22 protein-coding genes are annotated in these 23419 nt (G+C 65.2%); 10 read left to right on the top strand and 12 right to left on the bottom strand.

Going from position 1 to position 23419, the window contains the following annotated elements; translation table 11 throughout:
* The first annotated feature begins 36 nt into the window (after positions 1 to 36).
* Both nqrM and sthA read left to right on the top strand, forming a co-directional pair.
* Positions 37 to 294, top strand: a complete 258-nt coding sequence (gene nqrM, locus DFP85_RS06520; protein ID WP_133635499.1) for a (Na+)-NQR maturation NqrM — start codon at positions 37 to 39, stop codon at positions 292 to 294.
* 99 nt (positions 295 to 393) lie between these two features.
* Positions 394 to 1785: a Si-specific NAD(P)(+) transhydrogenase gene (gene sthA, locus DFP85_RS06515; RefSeq protein WP_133635498.1), complete on the top strand. Its 1392-nt coding sequence runs from the start codon at positions 394 to 396 to the stop codon at positions 1783 to 1785.
* Here sthA and DFP85_RS06510 read toward each other — a convergent pair.
* From DFP85_RS06510 to leuS, 6 genes are all read right to left on the bottom strand, one after another.
* On the bottom strand, positions 1782 to 2222 hold the full coding sequence (locus DFP85_RS06510) for a DUF488 domain-containing protein (RefSeq protein ID WP_133635497.1): 441 nt from the start codon (positions 2220 to 2222) through the stop codon (positions 1782 to 1784). The two genes, sthA and DFP85_RS06510, sit on opposite strands and share 4 nt — an antisense overlap.
* 2 nt (positions 2223 to 2224) lie before the next feature.
* Entirely contained in the window at positions 2225 to 3196 is a 972-nt protein-coding gene (locus DFP85_RS06505; protein WP_243737224.1) for a PA2778 family cysteine peptidase, read from the bottom strand.
* A gap of 10 nt (positions 3197 to 3206) precedes the next feature.
* A complete protein-coding gene (locus DFP85_RS06500; RefSeq protein ID WP_133635651.1) occupies positions 3207 to 3602 on the bottom strand; it encodes a PA2779 family protein in 396 nt (131 codons plus the stop codon).
* A 154-nt stretch (positions 3603 to 3756) separates the two neighbouring features.
* Entirely contained in the window at positions 3757 to 4815 is a 1059-nt protein-coding gene (gene holA / locus DFP85_RS06495; protein WP_133635496.1) for a DNA polymerase III subunit delta, read from the bottom strand.
* Positions 4812 to 5303, bottom strand: coding sequence for an LPS-assembly lipoprotein LptE (locus DFP85_RS06490; RefSeq protein WP_133635495.1), 492 nt, complete (start codon positions 5301 to 5303; stop codon positions 4812 to 4814). Before DFP85_RS06490 ends, holA begins: the two co-directional genes overlap by 4 nt.
* Before the next feature lie 27 nt (positions 5304 to 5330).
* Positions 5331 to 7925, bottom strand: coding sequence for a leucine--tRNA ligase (gene leuS, locus DFP85_RS06485; RefSeq protein ID WP_133635494.1), 2595 nt, complete (start codon positions 7923 to 7925; stop codon positions 5331 to 5333).
* Positions 7926 to 8162: 237 nt separating this feature from the next.
* Here leuS and DFP85_RS06480 point away from each other — a divergent pair, with 237 nt between their 5' ends.
* A complete protein-coding gene (locus DFP85_RS06480; RefSeq protein WP_133635493.1) occupies positions 8163 to 8678 on the top strand; it encodes a zinc ribbon-containing protein in 516 nt (171 codons plus the stop codon).
* Positions 8679 to 8718: 40 nt separating this feature from the next.
* On the opposite strand, the gene DFP85_RS06475 is transcribed toward DFP85_RS06480, so the two are convergent.
* The gene (locus DFP85_RS06475; RefSeq protein ID WP_243737231.1) at positions 8719 to 9963 is read right to left on the bottom strand and encodes a hypothetical protein; all 1245 of its coding nucleotides are present in this window, start codon (positions 9961 to 9963) and stop codon (positions 8719 to 8721) included.
* 245 nt (positions 9964 to 10208) lie between these two features.
* Positions 10209 to 11102 carry a LysR family transcriptional regulator gene (locus DFP85_RS06470; RefSeq protein WP_133635492.1) on the bottom strand — a complete coding sequence of 298 codons (894 nt, stop codon included), beginning with the start codon at positions 11100 to 11102 and terminating at the stop codon, positions 10209 to 10211.
* Between the two features lie 139 nt (positions 11103 to 11241).
* Between DFP85_RS06470 and leuC the strand changes: the two genes are divergently transcribed.
* The 7 genes from leuC to DFP85_RS06440 all read left to right on the top strand — a co-directional run bounded on the left by leuC (position 11242) and on the right by DFP85_RS06440 (position 17779).
* On the top strand, positions 11242 to 12693 hold the full coding sequence (gene leuC, locus DFP85_RS06465; protein ID WP_133635491.1) for a 3-isopropylmalate dehydratase large subunit: 1452 nt from the start codon (positions 11242 to 11244) through the stop codon (positions 12691 to 12693).
* 3 nt (positions 12694 to 12696) lie between these two features.
* A complete protein-coding gene (gene leuD, locus DFP85_RS06460) occupies positions 12697 to 13350 on the top strand; it encodes a 3-isopropylmalate dehydratase small subunit (RefSeq protein WP_133635490.1) in 654 nt (217 codons plus the stop codon).
* 174 nt (positions 13351 to 13524) lie between these two features.
* Positions 13525 to 14604 carry a 3-isopropylmalate dehydrogenase gene (leuB, locus tag DFP85_RS06455; protein ID WP_133635489.1) on the top strand — a complete coding sequence of 360 codons (1080 nt, stop codon included), beginning with the start codon at positions 13525 to 13527 and terminating at the stop codon, positions 14602 to 14604.
* Between the two features lie 62 nt (positions 14605 to 14666).
* Positions 14667 to 15149, top strand: a complete 483-nt coding sequence (locus DFP85_RS06450) for a lasso peptide biosynthesis B2 protein (protein WP_133635488.1) — start codon at positions 14667 to 14669, stop codon at positions 15147 to 15149.
* Entirely contained in the window at positions 15146 to 17041 is a 1896-nt protein-coding gene (locus DFP85_RS06445) for an asparagine synthetase B family protein (RefSeq protein WP_133635487.1), read from the top strand. The genes DFP85_RS06450 and DFP85_RS06445 overlap by 4 nt, the downstream gene beginning before the upstream one ends.
* 195 nt (positions 17042 to 17236) lie before the next feature.
* Positions 17237 to 17401: a hypothetical protein gene (locus tag DFP85_RS18890; RefSeq protein ID WP_166644614.1), complete on the top strand. Its 165-nt coding sequence runs from the start codon at positions 17237 to 17239 to the stop codon at positions 17399 to 17401.
* A gap of 42 nt (positions 17402 to 17443) precedes the next feature.
* Positions 17444 to 17779: a PqqD family peptide modification chaperone gene (locus tag DFP85_RS06440; RefSeq protein ID WP_133635486.1), complete on the top strand. Its 336-nt coding sequence runs from the start codon at positions 17444 to 17446 to the stop codon at positions 17777 to 17779.
* 132 nt (positions 17780 to 17911) lie between these two features.
* Here the strand turns inward: DFP85_RS06440 and DFP85_RS06435 are convergent, their stop codons facing one another.
* The 4 genes from DFP85_RS06435 to DFP85_RS06420 form a co-directional block, all read right to left on the bottom strand.
* Positions 17912 to 19738 carry an ABC transporter ATP-binding protein gene (locus DFP85_RS06435; RefSeq protein ID WP_166644613.1) on the bottom strand — a complete coding sequence of 609 codons (1827 nt, stop codon included), beginning with the start codon at positions 19736 to 19738 and terminating at the stop codon, positions 17912 to 17914.
* On the bottom strand, positions 19735 to 20928 hold the full coding sequence (locus DFP85_RS06430) for a nucleotidyltransferase family protein (protein WP_166644612.1): 1194 nt from the start codon (positions 20926 to 20928) through the stop codon (positions 19735 to 19737). Before DFP85_RS06430 ends, DFP85_RS06435 begins: the two co-directional genes overlap by 4 nt.
* Complete coding sequence (locus tag DFP85_RS06425) at positions 20918 to 21946, bottom strand: P-loop NTPase family protein (protein WP_133635483.1); 1029 nt, start codon at positions 21944 to 21946, stop codon at positions 20918 to 20920. Before DFP85_RS06425 ends, DFP85_RS06430 begins: the two co-directional genes overlap by 11 nt.
* A 201-nt stretch (positions 21947 to 22147) precedes the next feature.
* Entirely contained in the window at positions 22148 to 23155 is a 1008-nt protein-coding gene (locus DFP85_RS06420; protein ID WP_133635482.1) for a hypothetical protein, read from the bottom strand.
* Positions 23156 to 23419: the final 264 nt, after the last annotated feature.

Raw genomic sequence — 23419 nt, 5'->3', positions numbered from 1 at the left:
GATGGCCAACCCTTTCCGATACCGAGGAGTGCTGCAATGACCCTTTACCTGATGGCATTCGCCTTCATGCTGCTGATCGTGGCCGCCATGGCCGTCGGCGTGATCATGGGACGCAAGCCCATCGCCGGAACCTGTGGTGGCCTCAACCGCCTGGGCCTCAAGGAAGGCTGCGACGTCTGCGGCGGCAAGGACGAGGTCTGCGAGGAAGAGAACCGCAAGCAGCAGGCCAGCGCGCGTCGCCGCAGCGACGAGAGCCGCGGCGCCGACCTGGGGTACGACGCCACCCGCCGCTGAAGGCCGAGACACGAACGACGAGGATCAAGGGCCGACGGCTCTTGATCCTTTTTTACGTATAGACGTCAGGAACACGAGCAGAAGGAGCAGCGAGAGACGATGGCAGTGCACAACTATGACGTGGTGGTGATCGGCACCGGGCCGGCGGGGGAGAGCGCGGCCATCAATGCCGCCAAGCATGGCAAGCGGGTCGCGGTGGTCGAGAAGCAGGCACAGGTCGGGGGCAACTGCACCCACTGGGGCACCATCCCGTCGAAGGCGCTGCGTCACCAGGTCAAGCAGATCCTCTCGTTCAACACCAACCCGATGTTCCGCGACATCGGAGAGCCGCGCTGGTTCTCCTTCTCCCGGGTGATGGCGCGTTCCCGCGTCACCATCGACCAGCAGGTGGCGATGCGCACCAACTTCTATGCCCGAAACCGCATCGACCTCTTCCGCGGCGTGGCGCGCTTCAAGGACGTGCATACGCTGCTGGTGCGTGACGACCACGAGGGCATGGAGGAACTGGTGGCCGACAAGGTCATCATCGCCACCGGCTCGCGCCCCTATCGCCCGGCGGATATCGACTTCCGCCATCCGCGCATCTACTGCTCCGATACCATCCTCAGCCTCAACCACACGCCGCGGACCCTGGTCATCTTCGGCGCAGGCGTCATCGGCTGCGAGTATGCCTCGATCTTCTCGGGGCTCGGCGTCAAGGTCGACCTGATCAACAACCGCGGCAGCCTGCTCTCCTTCCTCGACGACGAGATCAGTGATGCGCTCTCCTACCACCTGCGCAAGCACGGCGTGCTGATCCGCCACAACGAGGAGTATGCGCGTGTCGAGGGGGACGACACCGGGGTGACCGTGCATCTCAAGTCTGGCAAGCGGCTGCGGGCCGATGCCTTCCTGTGGGCCAACGGTCGCACCGGCAATACCGACCAGCTGGGGCTGGAGAACATCGGCCTGGAGGCCAACGGCCGCGGCCAGCTGAAGGTCGACGGCCACTACCGGACCGAGGTGCCGAGCGTCTACGCGGTGGGCGACGTCATCGGCTGGCCGAGCCTCGCCAGCGCCGCCTACGACCAGGGCAAGAACGCCAGCGACGACCTGCTCGAGGAGGACTTCCGCTTCGTCGACGACGTGCCCACCGGGATCTACACCATTCCCGAGATCAGCTCGGTGGGCAAGACCGAGCGCGAGCTGACCGAGGCAAAGGTGCCCTACGAGGTCGCCCAGGCCTTCTTCAAGGATACCGCCCGGGCGCAGATTACCGGCGACACCGTCGGCATGCTCAAGATCCTCTTCCACCAGGACAGCCTCGAGATCCTCGGCATCCACTGCTTCGGCGACCAGGCCTCCGAGATCGTCCACATCGGCCAGGCGGTCATGCAGCAGCAGGGCGAGGCCAACACCCTCAAGTACTTCATCAATACCACCTTCAACTACCCGACCATGGCCGAGGCGTACCGAGTGGCGGCCCAGAACGGGATGAATCGGGTGTTCTAGGTTTCAGATGCTTCCTCGCCAGGGCGCTGATGCGCGAAGCAGGGTGGGGAGGCCGGCTCACGATCCGCTGCATCTTCCTGATACAGCGCTTGCAGTATGGCCTCGCTGAGAACGGGAAGATGCGACCCCTCCAGGTCGCGAGCCGCCGAGAGCAGCGTCAGCCGACCTTGTCGGACGTGTCGCATCAGCGGAATCAGATTCTCCGGCGCCTCGCGGAGTTCTCCTCGGTAGCGGGTGAAAAACACTTCCGCGCTGATCTCACCCAGATGATACTGGCGGCGCAGGGCGGGCGAGGGGGACGCATCGCGGTACCAGTCGGTCAGTGCCAGGCTCTCGCGCCGCTTGCCGCGTGGCCAGAGGCGATCGACCAGTACTCGGGCACCATCCTCGGCGTCAATCGGCTGGTAGATGCGCTTGAACACGATGTCATAAGCCATTGCTACTCGCCTCCCGTCTTCAGGTCATCGAGGGCTTGACGGGCTTGCTCCTGCCAAGAGCCCGCTATTGCGGCTGCTCGCTGCAGGGCCTCATGCGCCTTATCGCCTTCCCCCAGCTCGCGATGCAACAGGCCCAGGTTGAGCCAGGCCACGGCAAGCTCGGGATCCGCTCTCACGGCATTCTCGAAGGCCTCGATGGCGCCCTGGCTATCACCGCTGGCGTGACGGGCATTACCCAGCGCGAAATGGCCCATGGCATGTGTCGGGTGCCGTGCCACGAAGGCGTCCCAGGCGGGCAGGGCGGCCTTCGCCCCCTGGACTCGCTCGAAGTCGGCGATGGCGTCCAGGGCGGCCTTGCTATCACCCGTGGCGGGCATCTCGCCCGGGGGCAAGGCGACGAATGCCCAGCGGTCGCTGCGTGCCCAGGTGGCATCGAAGCGCTTGAAGGACTCGACGCGTTCCGGCTCCATGCCGCTGTGCAGGATCAACGTCTCCTCGTCCAGGTCGAAGCCGATGGCCACTGCGTAGTGCCAGACCGGCCAGGCCGGCAGGGAGAGGTTCTGCATCACCACCACCGGATGGCCTGCGTCGATCTCGGTGAGCAGGGCATCGAGGCTGCCTCGTATGCGGAAGGGGATGCGGCCGTGGCGGCGCACGGTGCCCAGCATCTCGGGCTGGACGCTGCCCTCTCGCCCGGGCAGGAAGACCTGGGGAATCAAGGTGTCGACCTTGGCGGGCACGCCGGAGGCGTTGAGTACCATGGCAAGCGAGGCGGGGCCGCACTGGTAGTCGCGTTGCCCATGGAAGGGAATGTCCTCGAGCAGCGCCCGGCGGGGCAGTTCATGCTCGGTGCTCTCGGCGAGTTGCGGGGTGCTGGCACAACCGGCCAGCACGAGCGTCAGCAGCACCAACGCAAGAACGCCCGCGGGGCGGGCGTTCCTGGCAAGCGGCTGCCGGTCACGGCAGTGCATCATGGGATCGTGCTCAGCGGGTGAAGGGGAAGACGTTGGTCAGGCCGAGGATATCGGTGACCAGCAGGATCACGAAGACGGCGAACAGGGCACCGACAACGCTGGCCCCGGCCGGCAGCTGTTCGAGCTGATCGGCCATCTGGGCTGCTTCCGCATCAGAGAGGGCGGCCACGCGGGCTTCCACTTCGGCGGGATCGACACCCTGGGCGACCAGCTGCTCCTGGACGTCGTCACGGGCGAGGATCTCGTGGATCCGCTCCCGGTCCCCCTGGGTGCGTTCGACGTTCAAGGCATCCTGGGTGGTGACCAGGCCGCTGCCCGGGCTGGCCGGCGCGGCGGCCACCGGCAGGCTGCCCAGTACCAGGGCGGCAATCAGCAGCGGGCTGAGGTAACGGCAGATCTTCTTCATCATGTCGGTGTTCCTTCTTCTTGGGTTGGGCTTCCGGCTCCAGGCTTCGTCGTGGCTGCTTCCTTGCAGCCCGACGAAACTACGATGCCCACCCAGTATAGGACGGAATGATGTGAAATTTCATGCCCTTGTGTGAGGGAAGTCGGATGCCAGGTCAGCCGATGCGGTAGGAGGAGGGCAACTCGGCCAGCAGGCCGCGACCACCGGCCAGTGTCAGGGCCAGGTCATGGAGGCCATCCCACAGGGGTACGCTGCTGCCCCCCTTGATCGCCAGGTCCAGGCGCTGGGCGAAGAGCAGCAGCTTATGCAGCCGCTTGAGCGGCAGGCGGGCGAGGGCCTGCTGGTAGGCGGGGCGGCGCTTCTCGAAGATCGGCGGCTTCTGGGCCTTGCAGGCGTGTTCCAGGCTCTGGCCCTGGTCGAGGTGCTGCTGGAGGGAGAGCAGGATGCGAAGCTCCCGGGACAGGGCCCAGAGCACGATGGGCGCCTCCACCCCCTCGCCGCGCAGGCCGGCCATGATCCGTGTGACCCGGGCCCGCTCGCCCTTGAGACAGGCGTCCATCAGGGTGAAGACGTCATAGCGGGCGCTGTCCTCCACGCCGCCGGCGACTTCCCGGGGGCCGACCCGCGCGCCGGCCGGCAGCGTCAGGGCCAGCTTCTGCAGTTCCTGGTCGGCGGCGAGCAGGTTGCCTTCGGTGCGCTCGCCGAGCAGCCGGGCGGCATCGAGGTCAAGGGAGAGGCCGTGGCGGGAGGCCCGGTCACGCAGCCAGAAGCCCAGTCGTGAGGGATCCACCGGCCAGACCGGGACGAAGAGCCCGAGCTTGTCCAGGGCCTTGAACCAGGCGCTCTTCTGTTCGCGATAGTCCAGCTTGCCGGTGGAGAGCAGCAGGACATCATCGCTGCCCTTGAGGGACTCGGCGTAGTCGCGAAGGGCCTTGGCGCCCTCCTGGCCGGGCTTGCCACTGCTCAGGCGCACCTCGATGAGACGTCGCGTGGCGAACAGCGAGAGGCTGGCCGCGGCCTCGGTCAGGCGCCCCCAGGCGAAGTTGGCCTCCACATGCAGGACCTCACGCTCATCGACCCCCGCCTGGCGAGCAGAGGCACGAACGGCGTCGCAGGCCTCCATATGCTGCAGCGGTTCCTCGCCGGCAACGATCACTACCGGCGGGAGCTTACGGGTCAGTGCATCCTCGAGCTTGTCGGGGAAGACTTTCACGGCGTGTCCAGCGCCCGCAGGCGGTCCATCAGCTGGCGCACGGCCGCTTCTCGCAGCCGCTCGCGCGTGGCCTCGCGCAGGTCATCCTGGGCCAGCAGCTCGTCATCGTTGACCGTCAGTCGCTCGCTGACTTCCAGGCGCTGCTGGTCGAGCAGGTAGGCACCGTCGGCGCGTCGCTGCACCGAAAAGGGCACCTCGAGCGTCATCTCCAGATCGCGGGGCCCGCTGTCGAGCACGCTCAGGCGTCGTTCACGGAAGCTTTCCTGGCCGAGGTTGAGCATAAGGTCTGCCTGCTCATCGATGCGGGTGCCGGCACTCTCCAGGCGGCGGGCGACCTGCCGGGCCAGCTCGCTGTCCGCACGCTCCAGGGCCAGGGCATCGATGGCCACTACCGGCTGGTCGAGGCCGCGCAGGCGAAAGCCGCAGCCGGCCAGCGCCAGGGAGGCGCCGGCGGCGAGGCCGAGTTGCAGTAGGGTTCGGCGCTGCATGGGGCTCTCCGTGTCAGGGTGTGGCGTTCAGCCCACCACGATATTGACCAGCTTGCCGGGCACCACGATCACCTTGCGGATCGTCTTGCCATCGGTGTGGCGCTGCACGTTCTCCGCTGCCAGCGCCTGGGCCTCGATGTCGGCTTTTTCCGCGGCGGTCTCGACCTCGATGCGCGCGCGCAGCTTGCCGTTGACCTGCACCACCAGCTCGATGGTGTCCCGCGCCAGGGCAGATTCATCGACCTGTGGCCAGCGGGCATCGATCGCGGGCTCGTCATGGCCCAGCGCCAGCCACAGCGTGTGGCAGGCGTGGGGGGTGATCGGTGCGAGCAGCAGCACGCAGGCTTCCACTGCCTCACGGGTCACGGCCAGGCCCTGGGGCGAGGTATCCTCGAACTTCGAGAGGGCGTTGGTCAGCTCCATCACTGCCGCGATGGCGGTGTTGAAGGTGGTGCGCCGGCCGATGTCGTCACCGGCCTTCTTGATGGTCTCGTGGGTCTTGCGACGCAGCTCTCGCTGCGCGTCGTCGAGTGCGCCGAGATCGAGCGTGGCGGGCTCGCCGGCCGCGAGGTGCTCGCTGACCAGGCGCCACAGGCGCTTGAGGAAGCGATGGGCCCCCTCGACGCCGGCGTCGGACCACTCCAGGGACTGCTCGGGCGGGGCGGCGAACATCATGAAGAGGCGCACGGTGTCGGCACCGAAGCGGTCGATCATGGACTGCGGGTCGACGCCGTTGTTCTTGGACTTGGACATCTTCTCGATGCCGCCCATCTCCACCGGCTGGCCGTCGCTTGCCAGCACGGCGCTGACCGGACGTCCCTTCTCGTCGCGCTTGACCTCGACGTCGGCGGGGTTGAACCACGCCTTGCCGCCGTTCTCGGTGGGGCGGCAGTAGGTCTCGGCGATCACCATCCCCTGGGTGAGCAGGCGCTGGAAAGGCTCGTCGCTCTTCACCAGCCCCAGGTCACGCATCAGCTTGGTGAAGAAGCGGGCGTAGAGCAGGTGCAGGATGGCGTGCTCGATGCCGCCGATGTACAGATCCACCGGCAGCCAGTAGTCGACCCGCTCATCGAGCATCGCGTCCATGTTGTCAGCGCAGCAGAAGCGTGCGAAGTACCAGGAGGACTCCATGAAGGTGTCGAAGGTATCGGTCTCGCGTGTCCAGCCATCGCCGAGGTCATAGAACTCCGGCATGCGCTTGAGCGGTGAGCCGGTGGCGTCGACGGTGACCTCCATGGGCAGGGCCACCGGCAACTCCTCGTCGGTGAGCGGCACGGTCTGCCCCTCGGGGCCGTACTTCACCGGGATCGGCGCACCCCAGTAGCGCTGGCGAGCCACGCCCCAGTCGCGCAGGCGGAAGTTGGTCTTCACCTCGCCGCGGCCGAGTTCCTCGAGGCGCTTGGCGATGACATCAAACGCCGCCTCGAAGGTCAGGCCGTCGAACTCGCCGGAATTGATCAGCACGCCGTAGTCGTCATGGGCACCCTGGGAGAGGTCCGGCGCCTGGCCGTTCTCGTCGGCGATGACCGCCTCGATGGGCAGGCCGTACTTGGTGGCAAACTCCCAGTCGCGCTGGTCGTGGCCGGGCACGGCCATGACGGCCCCGGTGCCGAACTCCATGAGCACGAAATTGGCCACATAGACCGGGACCTCGCGACCGGTGAGGGGATGCACGGCCAGGTGGCCGGTGGGCATGCCCTTCTTCTCGCGGGTGGCCAGCTCGGCTTCCGAGGTGCCGCCGCGGGCGCACTCGGCGCAGAAGTCGGCCAGCGCCTCGTTGCGCTCGGTGGCCTGCTTCGCCAGCGGATGGTCGGCGGCCACGGCCATGTAGGTGACGCCCATCAGGGTGTCAGGGCGCGTGGTATAGACCGCGAGCGGCCCCTCGACGGCCTCGAGGCCGGCGCCCTCGGCGGGCTTGATGTCAAAGGTGAGTTCGACGCCGCGCGACTTGCCGATCCAGTTGCGCTGCATGGTCTTGACCTGCTCGGGCCAGTCGATGCGGTCCAGGTCGGCCAGCAGTTCCTCGGCGTAGTCGGTGATCTTGAGGAACCACAGCGGGATCTCCTTTCGCTCCACCAGGGCGCCGGAGCGCCAGCCGCGCCCCTCGATCACCTGCTCGTTGGCCAGCACTGTCTGGTCCACCGGGTCCCAGTTGACGGTGGACATCTTCTTGTAGACCAGCTCCTTCTCCACCAGCCTGGTGAAGAACCACTGCTCCCAGCGGTAGTAGTCGACATCGCAGGTGGCGAACTCGCGGCTCCAGTCGTAGGCGAAACCCAGAGCCTTGAGCTGGCGACGCATGTAATCGATGTTGTCGTAGGTCCACTTGGCCGGCGGTACCCGGTTCTGGATCGCGGCGTTTTCCGCCGGCATGCCGAAGGCGTCCCAGCCCATGGGCTGCATGACGTTCTTGCCCTGCATGCGCTGGTAGCGGGAGACCACGTCGCCGATGGTGTAGTTGCGCACATGCCCCATGTGCAGCTTGCCGCTGGGGTAGGGGAACATCGACAGGCAGTAGAACTTCTCGCGACTGGCGTCTTCCACCGCCTTGAAGCACTGGTTCTCGTCCCAGTACTGCTGGGCGTCGCGTTCGGTCTCGTGGGGCTTGTACTGTGCGTCCATCGCTCTCTTCGGGTACCTTGAAAGTCGAGCGCAGCGGCGTGGCGCTGCGCATGTCAGCGGCCCTTGTCCGGCGTCAAGATCCGGCGCCGTGGCGGCGCGAAACCATTGAATTTCCGGCGGGATGTCGTCTAAATGGCATTACTGGCTGGCCGCTAGGATACCCCAGCACAGCGCCCGGCGGCTACGGGGCAGGGCTGCCGGGCCCGCACGCCCCAATCGCGATTCGAGGAGAGCAGCATGAGCGAACACAAGGACCCGCACCACGAACACCGCCTTCGCGAGGGCTACGAGCGCATGCTCGACCGGCTGCGCGAGGGGGCCGACGAGCTCACCTGGGAGAACCTGCAGCAGGAGCTCGACGAGGCGGTGGAGTTCGAGGCCGAGCTGGAGGAGTTCACCAAGGACGAGCTGTCGCTGCTGCGCGCCTGGGTGGAGCGCGACCTCAAGGAGATGCGTCGCTATCTCAATGCTGGAGGCGAGAGCGTGGCCACCTGGCTGGGGATCGACCTCTCCATGCTGTCACGCAAGGTGGTGGAGTCGCTGCTCTCCATCGCCGACCGCAGCGTGATCGAGCGGGAACAGCTCGAGGATGACCTGGAGGCGTCCCGCGCCGACTATGTCGCCGGCGAGATGGCCGCCCCGGGGCGCATGGCCTGCGTACACTGCGATGCCATCGTCGAGCTGGAGGGGGTGGCCCGTATCGAGCCCTGTCACCAGTGTGGCCATCGCTACTTCGTGCGTGCGCCGAAGTAGGTCGAGTCGTCCGCTCCCAGAGGGCGGCCTCTCCAATGCCTTAAAGGCTTGCCTCCATCACCAGAATGGCCCCCACCACCAGCAGCGTCATGGTCGCGGCATAGCCGAGGTTCTGGCGCATCATCTGTGTCCCGCTGACGCCGTAGCGCCCCTGCAGCGAGAGGTTGATGCCGGAGAGGGGGCCGACGCTGGTGCCCACCGCCCAGGAGGCCAGGGCCACGAAGGCGAACAGGGTCTGCCGGCCGGCGTCCAGGTCGAGCATCGAGGCGAGCACGGAGACACCGATGATGGGATGCAGGCCGGCCACGGCACTGATGACGATGGCCAGGAAGCTGGCGACGGCCTCCAGCGGGCCGAAGTGGGCAAAGAGCGTCCAGGTGCTGCCCGTGGCGGCGGTGATGAAGCTCGAAAGCCCCTGGGTCAGCAGTCCCGCACAGAGGAACAGCGAGACCTCGCCGCGCATGGCTGGCAGCCGGGTAAGGGTGTGCTGGTGGACCCGTTGAAGTGTCCATCGCGGCCCGCAGGGGAGGTTGGCGAGTAGCGCCACGCCCGGCAGCAGGAAGGTGATGATGCTGACGATGGAGAGCCTGGGCGTGATGATGTAGTGAAAGAGCATCACCAGGGCCGCCATGCTCACCGGCATCAGCAGGCTGCGCGGCGACAGCGAGAAGCCGGCGGTGTCGGCCAGCTCGAAGCGCCGCGAGAGCTCGCCGACCGTCAGCATGCCCGACACCATGGCCAGCGGCAGGCCGAAGGCGAGGATCGTGGCGTAGTGCATCGCCGGGGCCAGGGTCATCACCACCCCCATGGAGGCGAAGAAGGGTGACCAGAGGGCGGCGCTGGAGAGGCCGCGATTAAGTCCGAGCAGCTGGGGGGTGGAGAGCGGGGCGCGACGCTCCAGGCGGTCGCCGACCATGAACACCGTGGAGAGGTTGAGGATCGAGCCGAGCAGGTGCACGCCAAGCCAGGTACCCAGCATGCCGCGGGCACCGGTCAAGGCTTTGCTCGCTGGGCGTGACCGTCCGCGCCGGTTGCCGATCAGGCCGATGAAGCTGACCCCGACCAGCATGGCGACCACGTAGGTATTGCCGTCGAGGATGCCCGGCCAGTCGATCATGGCGCCGTGCCAGGTGCGGGCCAGTACCAGCAGCCCCAGGCCAAGGCAGGCGAGTATCCCCGCCTGGCGCCGGGTGCGTCGGGGGATGTCGATCCACAGCAGGGCCGTGGCAAGCCACAGGCAGTAGCTCACCGCATGCGCCAGCGGGAAAAGGTTCGTGAACTGCATCACCTGCAGTAACAGGCCGGCAAGGATCAGCCCGCCAGCCAGGGCGTGGCGGGGGATTATCGGCGATGCTGCGTTGTCGGGCACTGAATTGGGTTCCTGGCGTAAATGATGAGCAGTCTAAACAATGCCTGATGCGTCTGTCCTGGAGAGGGTGGCTTGCAATAGGCCCCAGCCGTCGCGTCGCGACGGATCGCAGCGCAAGCGCCGCTCCTACAAAACCCGTTGAGATCCAGCCCAATCTAACGTCACTGCCACGCCCTGGCCGCCGGCTCGCGGGCGGCGTCGAGCTGGGCCAGCATGGCCCGGGCAGGATTGGAGAGGGTACGGCTGCGATGCACCAGATAGCCCAGCGGACGATGGATGGGCGGGTGATCGACGTCCAGCTCGTGCAGGTCACCGGCCACCAGGCGCTCCGGCAACAGGCTCCAGCCCAGGCCGATGGCGGTCATCATCTTCAGCGTCTCCAGGTAGTTGGTGGAGAGCGCCACCGGCAGCTCCAGCCCGGCCGAGGCGAAGCGTGACTCGACCAGACCACGGGTGAAGGTCAACGGACCGGGCAGTACCGCGTCGAAGGCGCACAGCTCCCGGAGGGCGAGGCGACCATGGCCGGCGAGGGGGTGGTCGTGGCCAGAGACGAAGCACAGCCGGTCGATCCATACCGGTACCACCCGAAGCTGCGGGTCGGGCTGGGGGGCGAGCGTTACCACGGCTATCTCCAGCTCGCCCTCCAGCACCCCCTGGTAGGCCTGCTCGGAATCCAGGAAGTGCAGGTCGAGGCGCACCTCGGGGTGCTCGCGGGTATAGGCCTGGAGCAGCGGGGGCAGGCGGTGCAGGCCGATATGATGGCTGGTGGCCAGCGTCAGGCTGCCGGCGACACTGCCCTCGAGGTTACCCAGCGCCCGGCGGCTGTCGTCGACCATCACCAGGATCTGTCGCGCCCGGGGCAGCAGTACCCGACCGGCTTCGGTGAGGCTCACGCGCCGGCCGATACGGTCGAATAGGCGGGCATCGATCTGGCCCTCCAGCACGGCGATGCGCTTGCTGACCGCCGGTTGGGTCAGGTGCAGCTGTTCGGCGGCGCGGGAGAAGCTGCCGCTGTCGGCCACGGCGAGAAAGGCCTGCAGGCTCTGCGTATCCATGGGCACCCCAGTGGCGTGAATTTCGAATTCCTGAAAGGAATCCAATCCATAAATAACATGAATTGATTTTATGGGCGAGTCGCAGGACACTGGGTTCGAGACCGGACATCAAGGGCCCAAGAGCCCGGGGAGAAACGATATGGCAGGCCAGACACTCTACGACAAGCTGTGGTCGCAGCACCTCGTCAAGGAGCGTGGTGACGGCACCGCGCTGATCTACATCGATCGTCAACTGCTCCACGAGGTGACCTCGCCCCAGGCGTTCGAAGGGCTGCGCCTGGCGGGGCGCAGGCCGTGGCGCATCGACGCCAACCTGGCCACCCCGGACCACAACGTGCCCACCACGCTCAAGGAGCGCGCCGAGGGTAACGCCGGCATCAAGGACCCTGTGTCATTGATCCAGGTGCAGACCCTCGACGACAACTGCGTCGAGTTCGGCATCGAGGAGTACAAGATCAACGACCCGCGCCAGGGCATCGTCCACGTGGTGGGCCCGGAGCAGGGCGCGACCCTGCCGGGGATGACCGTGGTCTGCGGCGACTCCCATACCGCCACCCACGGCGCCTTCGCGGCCCTGGCGCACGGCATCGGCACCTCCGAGGTGGAGCATGTGCTCGCCACCCAATGCCTGCTGGCCCAGAAGATGAAGAACATGCAGGTGCGCGTCGAGGGCGAACTCGGTACCGGCGTCACCGCCAAGGATATCGTGCTGGCGATCATCGGCCGGATCGGCACCGCCGGGGGTACCGGCTATGCCATCGAGTTCGCCGGCAGCGCCATCCGCGAGCTTTCCATGGAAGGCCGAATGACCGTCTGCAACATGGCCATCGAGGCGGGGGCCAGGGTCGGGCTGATCGCCGTGGACGACACCACCATCGACTACCTGCGCGACCGCCACTACGCCCCGACGGGCGAGCAGTGGGACGCCGCGGTGGTCGACTGGCGCAACCTGGTCTCCGATGCCGACGCCGCCTTCGACAAGGTGGTGACCCTGGATGCCGCCGAGATCGAGCCGCAGGTCTCCTGGGGCACCAGTCCCGAGATGGTCACCGGTATCTCAGGAGAAGTCCCGGATCCGGCCGAGGCCGGCGACGAGACCATGCAGCGTGGCTACACCCGTGCCCTCGAGTACATGGGGCTGGCAGCGAAGCAGAAGATCACCGATATCCGCCTCGATAAGGTGTTCATCGGCTCCTGCACCAACTCGCGCATCGAGGACCTGCGTGAGGCGGCCAAGGTGGCGCGCGGCAAGAAGGTGGCCGACTCCATCAAGCTGGCCATGGTGGTGCCGGGCTCCGGCCTGGTGAAGCGACAGGCCGAGGCGGAGGGCCTCGACAAGGTGTTCATCGAGGCGGGCTTCGAATGGCGCGAGCCGGGCTGTTCCATGTGCCTGGCCATGAATGCCGACAAGTTGGGTGCCGGCGAGCACTGCGCTTCTACTTCCAACCGCAACTTCGAGGGTCGCCAGGGTTTCGGTGGGCGCACCCACCTGGTCAGCCCGGCGATGGCGGCGGCCGCGGCCATCGCTGGCCACTTCGTGGATGTGAGGCAGCTTGCCGCCAATGACGATGCCCAGGCAGAGGAGGCCTGAATCATGAAGAAGTTCGAACGCACCGAAGGCCTCGTCGCACCGCTCGATCGGGCCAACGTCGACACCGACCTGATCATTCCCAAGCAGTTCTTGAAGTCGATCAAGCGCACCGGCTTCGGTGTCAACCTCTTCGATGAGCTGCGCTACCTCGACGAGGGACAGCCCGGCCAGGATGTTTCGCAGCGCCCGAAGAATCCCGATTTCGTGCTGAATCAGCCGCGCTACCAGGGGGCGAGCGTGCTGTTGGCGCGTCGCAACTTCGGTTGCGGCAGCTCGCGCGAGCACGCGCCCTGGGCCCTGGAGGACTTCGGCTTCCGGGTGGTGATCGCCCCGAGCTTCGCCGACATCTTCTACAACAACGCCTTCAAGAACGGCCTGCTGCTGGTGACCCTGCCCGAGGAGACCGTCGACCGCCTGTTCGCCGAGGTCGAGGCGAACGAGGGCTACCGGCTCGACGTGGACCTGGAGAACCAGCGGGTGATCACGCCCTCCGGCGAGATCCTCGAATTCGAGGTTGACGAGTTTCGCAAGCATTGCCTGCTGGAAGGCCTGGATGACATCGGGCTTACGCTGAAGGACGAGGACGCCATCCGTGCCTTCGAGGCGAAGCATCGCGCGGCGCGGCCCTGGCTGTTCCGCGACGCCGCTCAGGCTTGACACCCTCACACACCCTTGCCGCCGGGAATGCGGGCTGATCCGGCGGCAGGCCTTCGAGGAGGCGCTGTGAATACTTCCCTGTACGCTACCGATGCCATCCCTGGCATAGGACCTCCTCTTCGGCCTGCCCCCGGCGCCCTTGTTACCCGGCTGTAGTCGCACAAGGACCAAGTAATGACGCAGAAGATTCTGGTACTGCCGGGTGACGGCATCGGCCCCGAGATCACCGCCCAGGCCAGCCGCATCCTGGCGGCATGCCAGGCCCGCGGCCTGGATGTCGATGTCGAGGAGGGGCTCCTGGGTGGCGCCGCCTACGACGTGCACGGTGAGCCGCTGCCCGCCGAGACCCTCGAGAAGGCCAAGGCGGCCCGGGCCATCCTGCTGGGTGCCGTGGGCGGCCCCAAGTGGGACAAGATCGAAGATCTCAGCAAGCGCCCGGAAAAGGGGCTGCTGGGGGTGCGCAAGCAACTGGGCCTGTTCGGCAACCTGCGCCCGGCCATTACCTATCCCCAGCTGGCCGACGCCTCCAGCCTCAAGCCCGAGCTGGTGGCCGGGCTGGATATCATGATCGTGCGTGAGCTCACCGGCGGCATCTATTTCGGCCAGCCGCGCGGCATCGAGGAGCGTGACGGCGAGCGGGTGGGCTTCAATACCTACGTCTATTCCGAGAGCGAGATCGAGCGCATCGGTCGCGTGGCCTTCGAGATGGCGCAGAAGCGTGGCAAGAAGCTCTGCAGCGTCGACAAGGCCAACGTGCTCGAGGTCACCATCCTGTGGCGCGAGGTGATGGAACGCCTGGCGCCGGAGTATCCGGACGTCGAGCTTTCCCACATGTACGTCGACAACGCCGCCATGCAGCTGGTGCGTGCCCCCAAGCAGTTCGACGTCGTGGTCACCGGCAACATGTTCGGCGATATCCTCTCGGATGCCGCCGCCATGCTGACTGGCTCCATCGGCATGCTGCCTTCCGCCTCCCTCAACGAAAGCGGCCAGGGCATGTACGAGCCCTGCCACGGCAGCGCGCCGGACATCGCCGGCCAGGGCATCGCCAACCCGCTCGCCACCATCCTCTCGGTGGCCATGATGCTGCGCTATTCCCTGGATGAGCCGGCGCTGGCGCAACGCATCGAGGACGCGGTGGGCCAGGTGCTGGACGATGGCCTGAGAACCGCCGATATCGCCTCCGAGGGTATGCGCACCGTCTCCACTGCCGAGATGGGAGACGCCGTGCTGGCCGCCTTCGAGGCACGGTAGCCAGCTGCGCCGGCTTGGGTCATGCTGATGGCTGAGGATTGCTCGGAGACGGCAGGCGCACCATGAAGACCCTTCGGCGTTTCATCGCGTTACCCTGGGCCAGGAAGCGGCTGTATCTGGAAGCCGCTGTCTGGCTCCTGCTTTCCTGGGGCCTGGTCCGGGGCTTGCCCTTCCGCTTCTGGTCCCCCTGGCTGGGTGAGCAGCGGCCGGCCGACGCCGTGCCCGTGGTGGAGGAGGGCGAGGATCCCCGGGTTGCGCCCATCTGTCGCTGCATCGAGTCGTTAAACGCCCGGCTGGGGGGGCGCCTGACCTGCCTCATGCTCGCCATAGCGGCCCACTGGATGCTGCGCCGGCGGTGTATCGCCAGCAGCCTGGTACTGGGCACCCTGGCCGAACGGGCACCCGACCAGCGCCTGAAGCTCAAGGCTCATGCCTGGATTTGTCACGGATCCGGCGTCGTGCTAGGTGGCGAGACCGGGGAGGCGTATTCACCGATCTCCTGTTTCGTCCATGCGAATCCCGTGGCGCGAGGTGAGGCACGGTGAGTGCGATTCTTGGCTGTGTGCATCTCGACGGGGCGCCGGTCGACCCCCAGGCGTTCCAGGCGGCGCTCTCGGCGCTGGATCACTATGGCAATCACGGGCGATCCTCGACGCTACTCGATGGCTGTGCCTTTGGCCATCAACGGCTGGATATCACAGCTGCCGCCGCCTTCGAGAGCCAGCCGCTTGAGGAAGACGGGCTCGTGCTCGTGGCCGATGCGATCCTCGACAACCGCGAGGCGCTGTGTGACCAGTTGGGCATCGAGCGCCGCTGTCGCGGCACCCTTCCGGACAGCCGGCTGATCCTGCTGGCCTATCGCCGCTGGGGGGCCGACTGTGTCCGGCGGCTGGTCGGTGACTTTGCCTTTGCGCTGTGGGATGCCCGCGACCGCTCGCTGCTCTGCGCTCGGGACCATATCGGCGCGCGCCCCCTCTATTGCCTCCGGCAGGGCGACCGCTTCTGCTTCGCCACCGATCAACGCGCCTTCCGGGCCTGGCCCGGCCTCTCCCCGGCGATCGACGAGTCAAGCGTGGCCGCCTTCCTGCTCTCTCCGGGGGATTGCCATGAGATCAGCTTCTTTCGTGACGTCTACCCGCTGCCCCCCGGCCGTGTGCTGCGCGTCGATCAGCAGGGGCCGAACCTGGATACGCACTGGTCCCCGGAGGAGGCTGCCAACGTGCGTTACGCTCGTCGCGAGGACTACGTCGAGCACTTTCATGAGCTGCTGATGCAGGCGGTGGGCGATCGCCTGGACGTTACAGAAGGGGTGGGCTCACACCTCAGCGGTGGGCTCGACTCGAGTGGCGTGACGGTCCTGGCCAGCCAACTGATGCAGGACCGGGGTCGTCGCCTCGATAGCTGTTATACCTGGTCCCCGCCCGTGTCGTCCCCATATCCCCTGCCGGGAGCCGGGCGACGCGACGAGCGTGAGGTCATCGCGCGGATCTGTCGACAGGAGACGCTGGAGTGCCACTATGGCACCACCACCGGGGCTGACTTCCTGGCGTATCTGGAGCGGGACATGGCGGTGGATGGCACCGTCGATGTCTTCGAGGAGCTTGGCGTGATGCGTGTGGCGGCGAAGCGGGATGTGCGCGTCATGCTCTCGGGATGGGGAGGGGACGAGTCGGCCACCTTCGGTATCCGAGGCTACCCGGGTTATCTGCTCAGGCGCGGTCGGTGGGGGAAGCTGCTGAGCCTGACCCGGGAGGCGGCGGGGGGCCTTAGGCGCCCTCGCAAGATGGCGCGCTTCTTTTGGCAGCAGGGCGTCGTGCCTTGCCTTCCCGATGCGCTCTTCGAACGCTACTCACCCTATGACGATGCTGGAGGGTCGACGCCGCTGTATCGCCAAGCGTTGATCGAGCGCTTTCCTCAGGCCGCGATCCGACGCAGGGCGGCCTGGCGAATCTATCCCGACCCCGGACGCATGCAGTGCCTGCTGATGCACCATGGGCACCTGGGCAGCCGCATGTCGACCTGGGCACACTGGTCGGCTGAGTATGGCTTGCTCTATCGCTACCCCCTCACCGACCGGCGCCTGCTGGACTATACCCTGGGGCTTCCTCCGGAGCTTCTCTGGGAACAGGGGCAGCCTCGGCGGCTTTATCGCGATGCCATCGGCCAGCGCCTCCCTCCCGGCCTGGGCAAGAATGATAACGCCAACGAGAGGAAGCGCATGGCCATTCGTGAGGAGTGTTGGCGACTCCTGGCATCAGCCGCTGATCGGCAGGCGTTTCAGCTGCCCTGTGAGTGGCTGGACATGGCGGCGTTTCGGGAACGCCTGGCTCAGGCGCCCGGTGGCGGCATGAATGATGCTCAACTTTCTGATTTCATTTCGCTGTGTTCGGCGGCACAGGCCTGGCATCTGTGGCGGCGATACATGCCATCTGCTTGATGACCAGGTTTCACATGCTTTCTCACTATGACTTAAGCGTTAGGCGAAAGGCGTTGACCGGCTGCCCCGGAGTTACGATAGTTAACACAGCTTTACGCATCCTTGTGAAAATAGCGTTCGGCTGTTCGGGGAGTCGTATGGCCGGGGGAATGGTCAGGCGAGTGCAGGCTAAGGGCAACGATGGAGTGACATGAGATGAAGCAGACACCGGAAGTGACTCAAGAGACCGCCGGGAAAAGCGAGTGGGTGAAACCGGAGCTATCACGCATGAGCCTCGATCAGACTTTCTCCGGAGGTCGCAATGTACCGGCAGAAATGATGTCGGGACGAGCCAATGTTCCGGGAGGCGGCGGCTCCTGATAGTCGGGATCTAGATTCATTGACAGGGATGTCATCTTTGCCATGGGTCGTGACTTCATGATCGGGTGCCGTGATATGCATACTCAGTTGAATATGAAAAGCCAGTTGGATATCGAAAGCTGCGTGCAGCGATCCCCGTCGCCCCTTGCCTCCCGGGTGGGGGATGACCTTGTTCTCTTCAGCGTCAGCAGGGGGATGTACTATGGGGTGCCCGTCGTCGGCAGACGAATCTGGGACCTGATGGAAGACCAGATCACTGTTTCTGCGATCTGCGATCAGCTGATGCGAGAGTTTTCGGTTGAGCGCGATGCCTGCGAAAATGAAGTGCTCGATTTTATCGCCCAGTTGGAGGCTGAGGAACTGGTGGTGAGGCTGTAGAGGGGGGGGTGGTGTAACTGCAGGGTGTAACTGCAGAGAGTTGGCCTTGGCTTGGAGCCGGGAGTTGGGAATTGAGCCCGGCTCCCGGCTTTTTTGTTGTCCAGGCTGTCTCTCGTCCCTCGCACCTCGTCCCTATACCTCGGCATCACGATAATGAAATGCCTGCTTCTTGAACAGCTTGCAGTAGGTGCCGCGCTTGCGGATCAGCTCCTCGTGCGTGCCACTTTCACAGACTCTGCCTTGATCCATCACATAGATATAGTCGGCCATCCTGACGGTGGACAGCCGATGGCTGATCATCAGGGCGCCGCGATGATTGATTCGCTCCCGGAAGTTCTCGAACATCTCGAACTCGGCCTCGGGGTCCAGCGAGCTGGTCGGCTCGTCGAGTATGATGAACGTCGATTTTCTCAGAAAGGCGCGTGCCACGGCGAGCTTCTGCCACTGCCCGATGCTGATCTCCTGCCCCTCGTCAAACATTCGGGTAAGGGGGGTATCATAGCCGCGCGGTAGCCTGCTGATAAAATCGTCGGCGCCGGCGTTGATGGCTGCCGTCATGATCGAGGGTTGCTCGCCGGAAGACTGGATGTCACCGAAGTGAATATTCTCCTTCACGCTCGCCGCATATTGGGAGTAGTCCTGGAAGATGACGCTGAACAGATTGCGGTACTGCTCCGGGCTGTAGTTCCGGATATCGACGCCATCGAGGGTGATGCGGCCCCGGGCGGAGTCGTAGAGCCGGCACAGCAGTTTGATCAGGGTGGTCTTTCCCGACCCGTTGACTCCCACCAGCGCGACGACCTGGCCAGGGCGGATGCTGAGGTCGATATCGCTCAGGGTTGGCTCAGCCGATCCGGGGTACTGGAAGCCGACCTTTTCGAAGCGGATGCCTTCGCGAAGGGTCTCTGGTACCGCCGCCGGGTGGTTCGGCTCAGCGATCTCGGGGCGAATATCCAGGAACTCGAACAGCAGCCCCATGTAAAGGTGGTCCTCATAGAGCTTGGACAGTTGCTGTACCAGCTCCTGTCCCATGGTCTGGGCGCGCTGGAAGATCAGCATGAACAGCACTAGGTCGCCGACACTGCTGTGTCCTTCCGCGGTCTGCCAGGCCAGGTAGGCCAGGCTGGCGAAAAAGGCGATGGCTGCGGCGCTGCCGACGACCACTTCGAGGCGGGTGCGTCGCTGGGTGATCTGCAGGCGCTCCCGGCGAATTTGGCCTCGCAGCTTGGCGTATTGAGCCCGCAGGTGGTCGCCCAGCTGGTAGATGCGCAGTTCCTTGGCGTGCAGGTTGGAGGTCATCAGCCAATCGAGGTAGCTGGCTTTCCGCTCCATCTGCGTCCGACGGCGCTGCCAGTCATAGAGGTGTCGCGTGAAGTGAAGTCGCACCAGCAGCCCCGGTAGGATGGCCACCAACAGGACAGGCAGCAGCAGCCAGTCGATCGAAACGAGCAGGACAACGATCGCCGCCAGCATGAGGCCATTTCGCGACAGCATCATCAGGTTGCCGATGACCTGGGCGGGGCGCTGGTTGCCTGACTCCCGAGCCCGCTCTAGCGTGTCGAAATAGCGCGGGCTCTCATAGAAGGCCAGGTCGGCACTGACGGCACGCTCATGGACCTTGCCGTCGATGTAGTCAGCCACCAGCATGGCCTGCGCTTCCTTGGCCAGGTTCGATAGGGCGCGTGTCACCATGAAAGCCAGGGTCGCTCCCCCGGTGAAGGCAACATAGCCCAGGACTTGCTCCATGCCCTGGGCCGCGGTGGCCTCATCGCCCAGCAGGGTCGTGACCAGATCGACCAGTTGCTTGAGCAGATAGAGCGCCGCCAGGCCGAAACCGACCTCGAGCACCATGAGGAAAGTGGTGAGCAGGGCGCACTTGCTACTGCTGGCCCAGAGCAGTGGTAGAACCCGGCGAAGGGTGCCGAGGGGCTCCAGGATGGTTCGCGGGGAAGGAATCATTGTGCGGGCCACCGGGCTCGACGGCGTTTGGCCAGAGCGCGGTAGGGCCGTATGACGTAGTAGAGCCACTGCCAACGGGATGGCAAAGGGAGGAACTGGTAATCGATATAACCCGGCTGCAGCGGGCTGGCCCATTTCCTGAGGCGGCTTGTCCACCGATTGGCCAGGTGCGTCTGCCAGGTGAAGCCGAACTGCAGGGTGGGTCGCTGGCGAAGCAGTGCCCGTTCGGCCTCGAGCCCGCCCTGCAGCGTCGTGAAGCAGGCCTCGAGCATCTCGCGGCTGCGCGGGCTGAGGTGTGATGAGTGTTCGGGCTCGGGGGCGGCGAGCGCCCGGTAGAATTCCAGGCAGGCGTTGAACGTGGACGCCAGGCCCCGGCGCTCTGCGCAAGCGTAGGCCGCTGCCGCATCGAAGTCAGGATGGCGCTGGATGGCATCCAGGTCGACCAGCCAGTGAAGGTGTGACCAGTAGTGACGCGTGTGATGCAGGCAGATGTAGACAAACAGCTCGCTGGTCGGCATCGAGTACAGCAGGGTACCGCCGGCCCGGTGGGCGACCCGGCTGTCGAGGAGCGCGTCGCTTTGGTAGATCCCGGCGCCTCGGTCGATCTCATGGTGGACTTCTATACAGACGCCTGAGGGAGAGACAAGGGACACCACGGTTTTCGCGCTGAGGGCAAACTCGAGACTCTGCCTGTCGGGTGTCAAGGCTTCCGGGGCGAGTGGCCGATAGCCATGCCGCAGGGCGAATTCCAGCAGCTCGACACAGCGGTGGCGTGGCACCAGCAGGTCGATATCCCGGCAGGATCGCATGGCCTGTTCATCATAGTAGCGGGCCGCCAGAGCCGGCCCCTTGAAGAAGAGATAGGGAATATCCAGGGGATCCAGTATTTCGACAACCAGGCGCTGCTGTTCACCGGCAACGAGAAGGTTGACCTGAACGAGGCTCAGGGCCCGCTGATGCAGGTGAGCCGCATCGGCCGGTGACAGCGTCGGCGGCGACAGCTCGTGCAGGTGGCGATACACCAGTGGCAGCATCAGCTTCCGTTCCGCCTGGCTCGCCACCTCATGCCATGCCTCGATGCGGTTGCACAGGGTCAGGGCTGCCTCTCGCTGAGCCTCGGACAGCTCCAGCCTGGCCAGCAATATCAGCAGGCGAAGCGTGGCGTCGGGTCGATCGGGTTCAGCTGGCATGTCCCGCTCCATCATGGATGTGTTGCATCAGCGGAACCAGGCTCTCCTCGACCTTCTCCAGCGACCAGGGCCGCCGGTAGCGATAGACCCGGATCTGCCGCGCCAGGTCGGCGCCATATTGCATCAGCCGGGCAGGACCATTGAAGCGCTGCCCCCACTCCGGCAGGTAGAGGGCCGACATCACAATCCTGAAGGCCTCGACGCCTTCGACTGGCTCGATGGAGGCCTTTTCATCGGCAGGCACTCGCTCCAGCATCACGAGCGTTTTCAGTTGTTCGCTGTCGTGAGTGAAGCCCAGATGCCGGTTCAGATGAAATTTCTCCGTGCGTGTCAGGTCCCGGACCAGGCCCTGGCGATCGATTCCCAGGCGCTCCAGGGCGTCCTTCCAAAGCTTGAGGCGAGGGGGACCCGGATAGAGGGTGGGGTGCGTCTCCTCAGGCTTGATCACCCCGACATCGTCGCTGACCAGCTTCCAGCCGTATCGATAGTGCAGCCAGGCCGCGAGGGTAGACTTGCCTGCCCCGGAGTCTCCCGCGAAGCCCCAGACGCCAGACGGGGTCTGTACCGCACTGATATGGAGGGGCAGCCAGTGTCGCTGGTGGAGCAGTGCGCCTAGGGCGCTTCCCAGCAGGTAGACGCGCAGGTCACCCTCGTCGGTCGTCGACCCGCACGCGGGCCCCAGCCGGCGATCGACGCGGATACTCATGCCCTGCTCGACGCGATAGCGCGCGATGCGATCGAGGAGAAACTGGCAGCAGTTGCCGCTGCACTGGAGCCATGGCGTGCTGAGCTCGGCATCTTCAAGCTGGCCTGCCACTTCGCCGATGCGAATGTGGATGTCGGGGCCCGCTTCAGGCGGTAGCGCTTCGAGCTCGGGAAGCTCAAGCTGTGAAGCGATCGTCAGCCCGTAGGTGGTGTAGAAACGGGAAGCAAGAGGAGGAGGGGAGTTTCGGCGCCTGTTCGGCAGTGGCGATACCGGAGGGAAGTTCAGTGCAGGTAGATCTCTGGTGCCTGGCATGATTGCTCTCCACCTTAGCTACGCCCCAATTGTTACTATAATGTAATCGCAATGCCCGGGTGGCCAAGGATGAAAACTTTAAGTCTTGAACAGGGGGGGCGACCTGGGGGGACGCCGTGCTGGCCGCCTTCGAGAGGCGTTGATCTCCTCATGCTCCGGGGCCGAGCAGGTGTGACTCAAGCTGCGTCATGACTCGCGCGCTCATGAATCCTCTGCACCAGAGGCGCCAGGCCAAGCTCCATGTCGACCAGCGACCAGCGACCAGGGACGGCGATAGCGATAGACTTGGATGCGCTTAGCCAACTCGGAGACGTAGGTCATCAGCCGCGCCGGGCCGTTGAATGCCTGCCCCCACTCCGGTAGGTAGAGGGATGCCATGACGACCTCGAGGGCCTCCAGGCCTTCGAGTGGCTCAAGGCTGGCAGCGGCGCCCTTTTCGGCACGCTCCAGCAGGACGAGGGCCTTCAGCGGCTGGGCATAGGTGTGGAATCCTCGGTGCAGGATGAGGTGATACTTGCCGGCTCGTGTCAGATTCCTGCTGAGGCTGTGATGATCGAACTCCAGGCTCGCCAGGGCATCCTTCCGGAGATTGAGCCTGGGTGGCCCCGGGTGCAGGTAGGGCAGTGCCTCCCCCGGCTTGATGACGCCGACCTCGTCTGTCAATAGTGGCCAGTCGTGGTGATAATGCAGCCAGGCGGCCAGCGTCGATATGCCTGCGCCGGGGACGCCGGTGAACCCCCAGACGCCGTCTGGCGTCTCCAGGGCGCTCAGGTGGAGGGGAAGCCAGTGCTTCTGGTGCAGCAGGGTACCCATTGCGCTGCCCAGCAGATGACCTCGCAGATCCCTTTCGGGCGTGCCGGTTCCGCGGCTCTTCAACACGCGCCGGTCGATCAGGATACGCTTTCCCTGTTCGATTCGATAACGGGCAACCCCTTCGAAGACGAACTGGGAGCAGTCGGCGGAACCCTGAAGGTCGACTTTGCTAACGCCGGTATTCGTCGGGTCTTCAGGGAATGAGTCGGCCAGTATTTCGATATCGGGGCTGGGCGTGGGCTTGGTCCCGCGAAGTTCGGGGAGCTCGAACTGCGAGCTGAGCAAGAGGCCATAGGTGCTGTAGTGGTAACACGGGACGGCGGCTCTCGAGTATCCGCGTTTCTCCTCAGTGCCCGGTGCGTTCCATGTGGCAGGGACGGCGATATCGTGGCGCATGTCTAAAGCCCTTTCGCCATGGCCGTGTCCTTATGGGTCCAGTGGATGTGCTGAATACCGAGTCGGACCCGCGGACCGTCTTGCCGTGGATATTCGATGCATGTTACATAATTTTACTTAATGCCGCTATTTTGTCAAGGATTGTTACATTTTACGTGCCCTGACAGGTGTCGCCAGCGCGAGTGTTGGCGACACCTGACCTGCACTCGCCAGAGCCGATCGACGTCTGCCAGAGGGGGAGGGGGTCGTGTATAATGTGTTCCA

The organism is Halomonas ventosae (genome assembly GCF_004363555.1).
Lineage (GTDB): Bacteria > Pseudomonadota > Gammaproteobacteria > Pseudomonadales > Halomonadaceae > Halomonas > Halomonas ventosae.
This window is presented reverse-complemented; position numbering and strand designations above follow the sequence as displayed.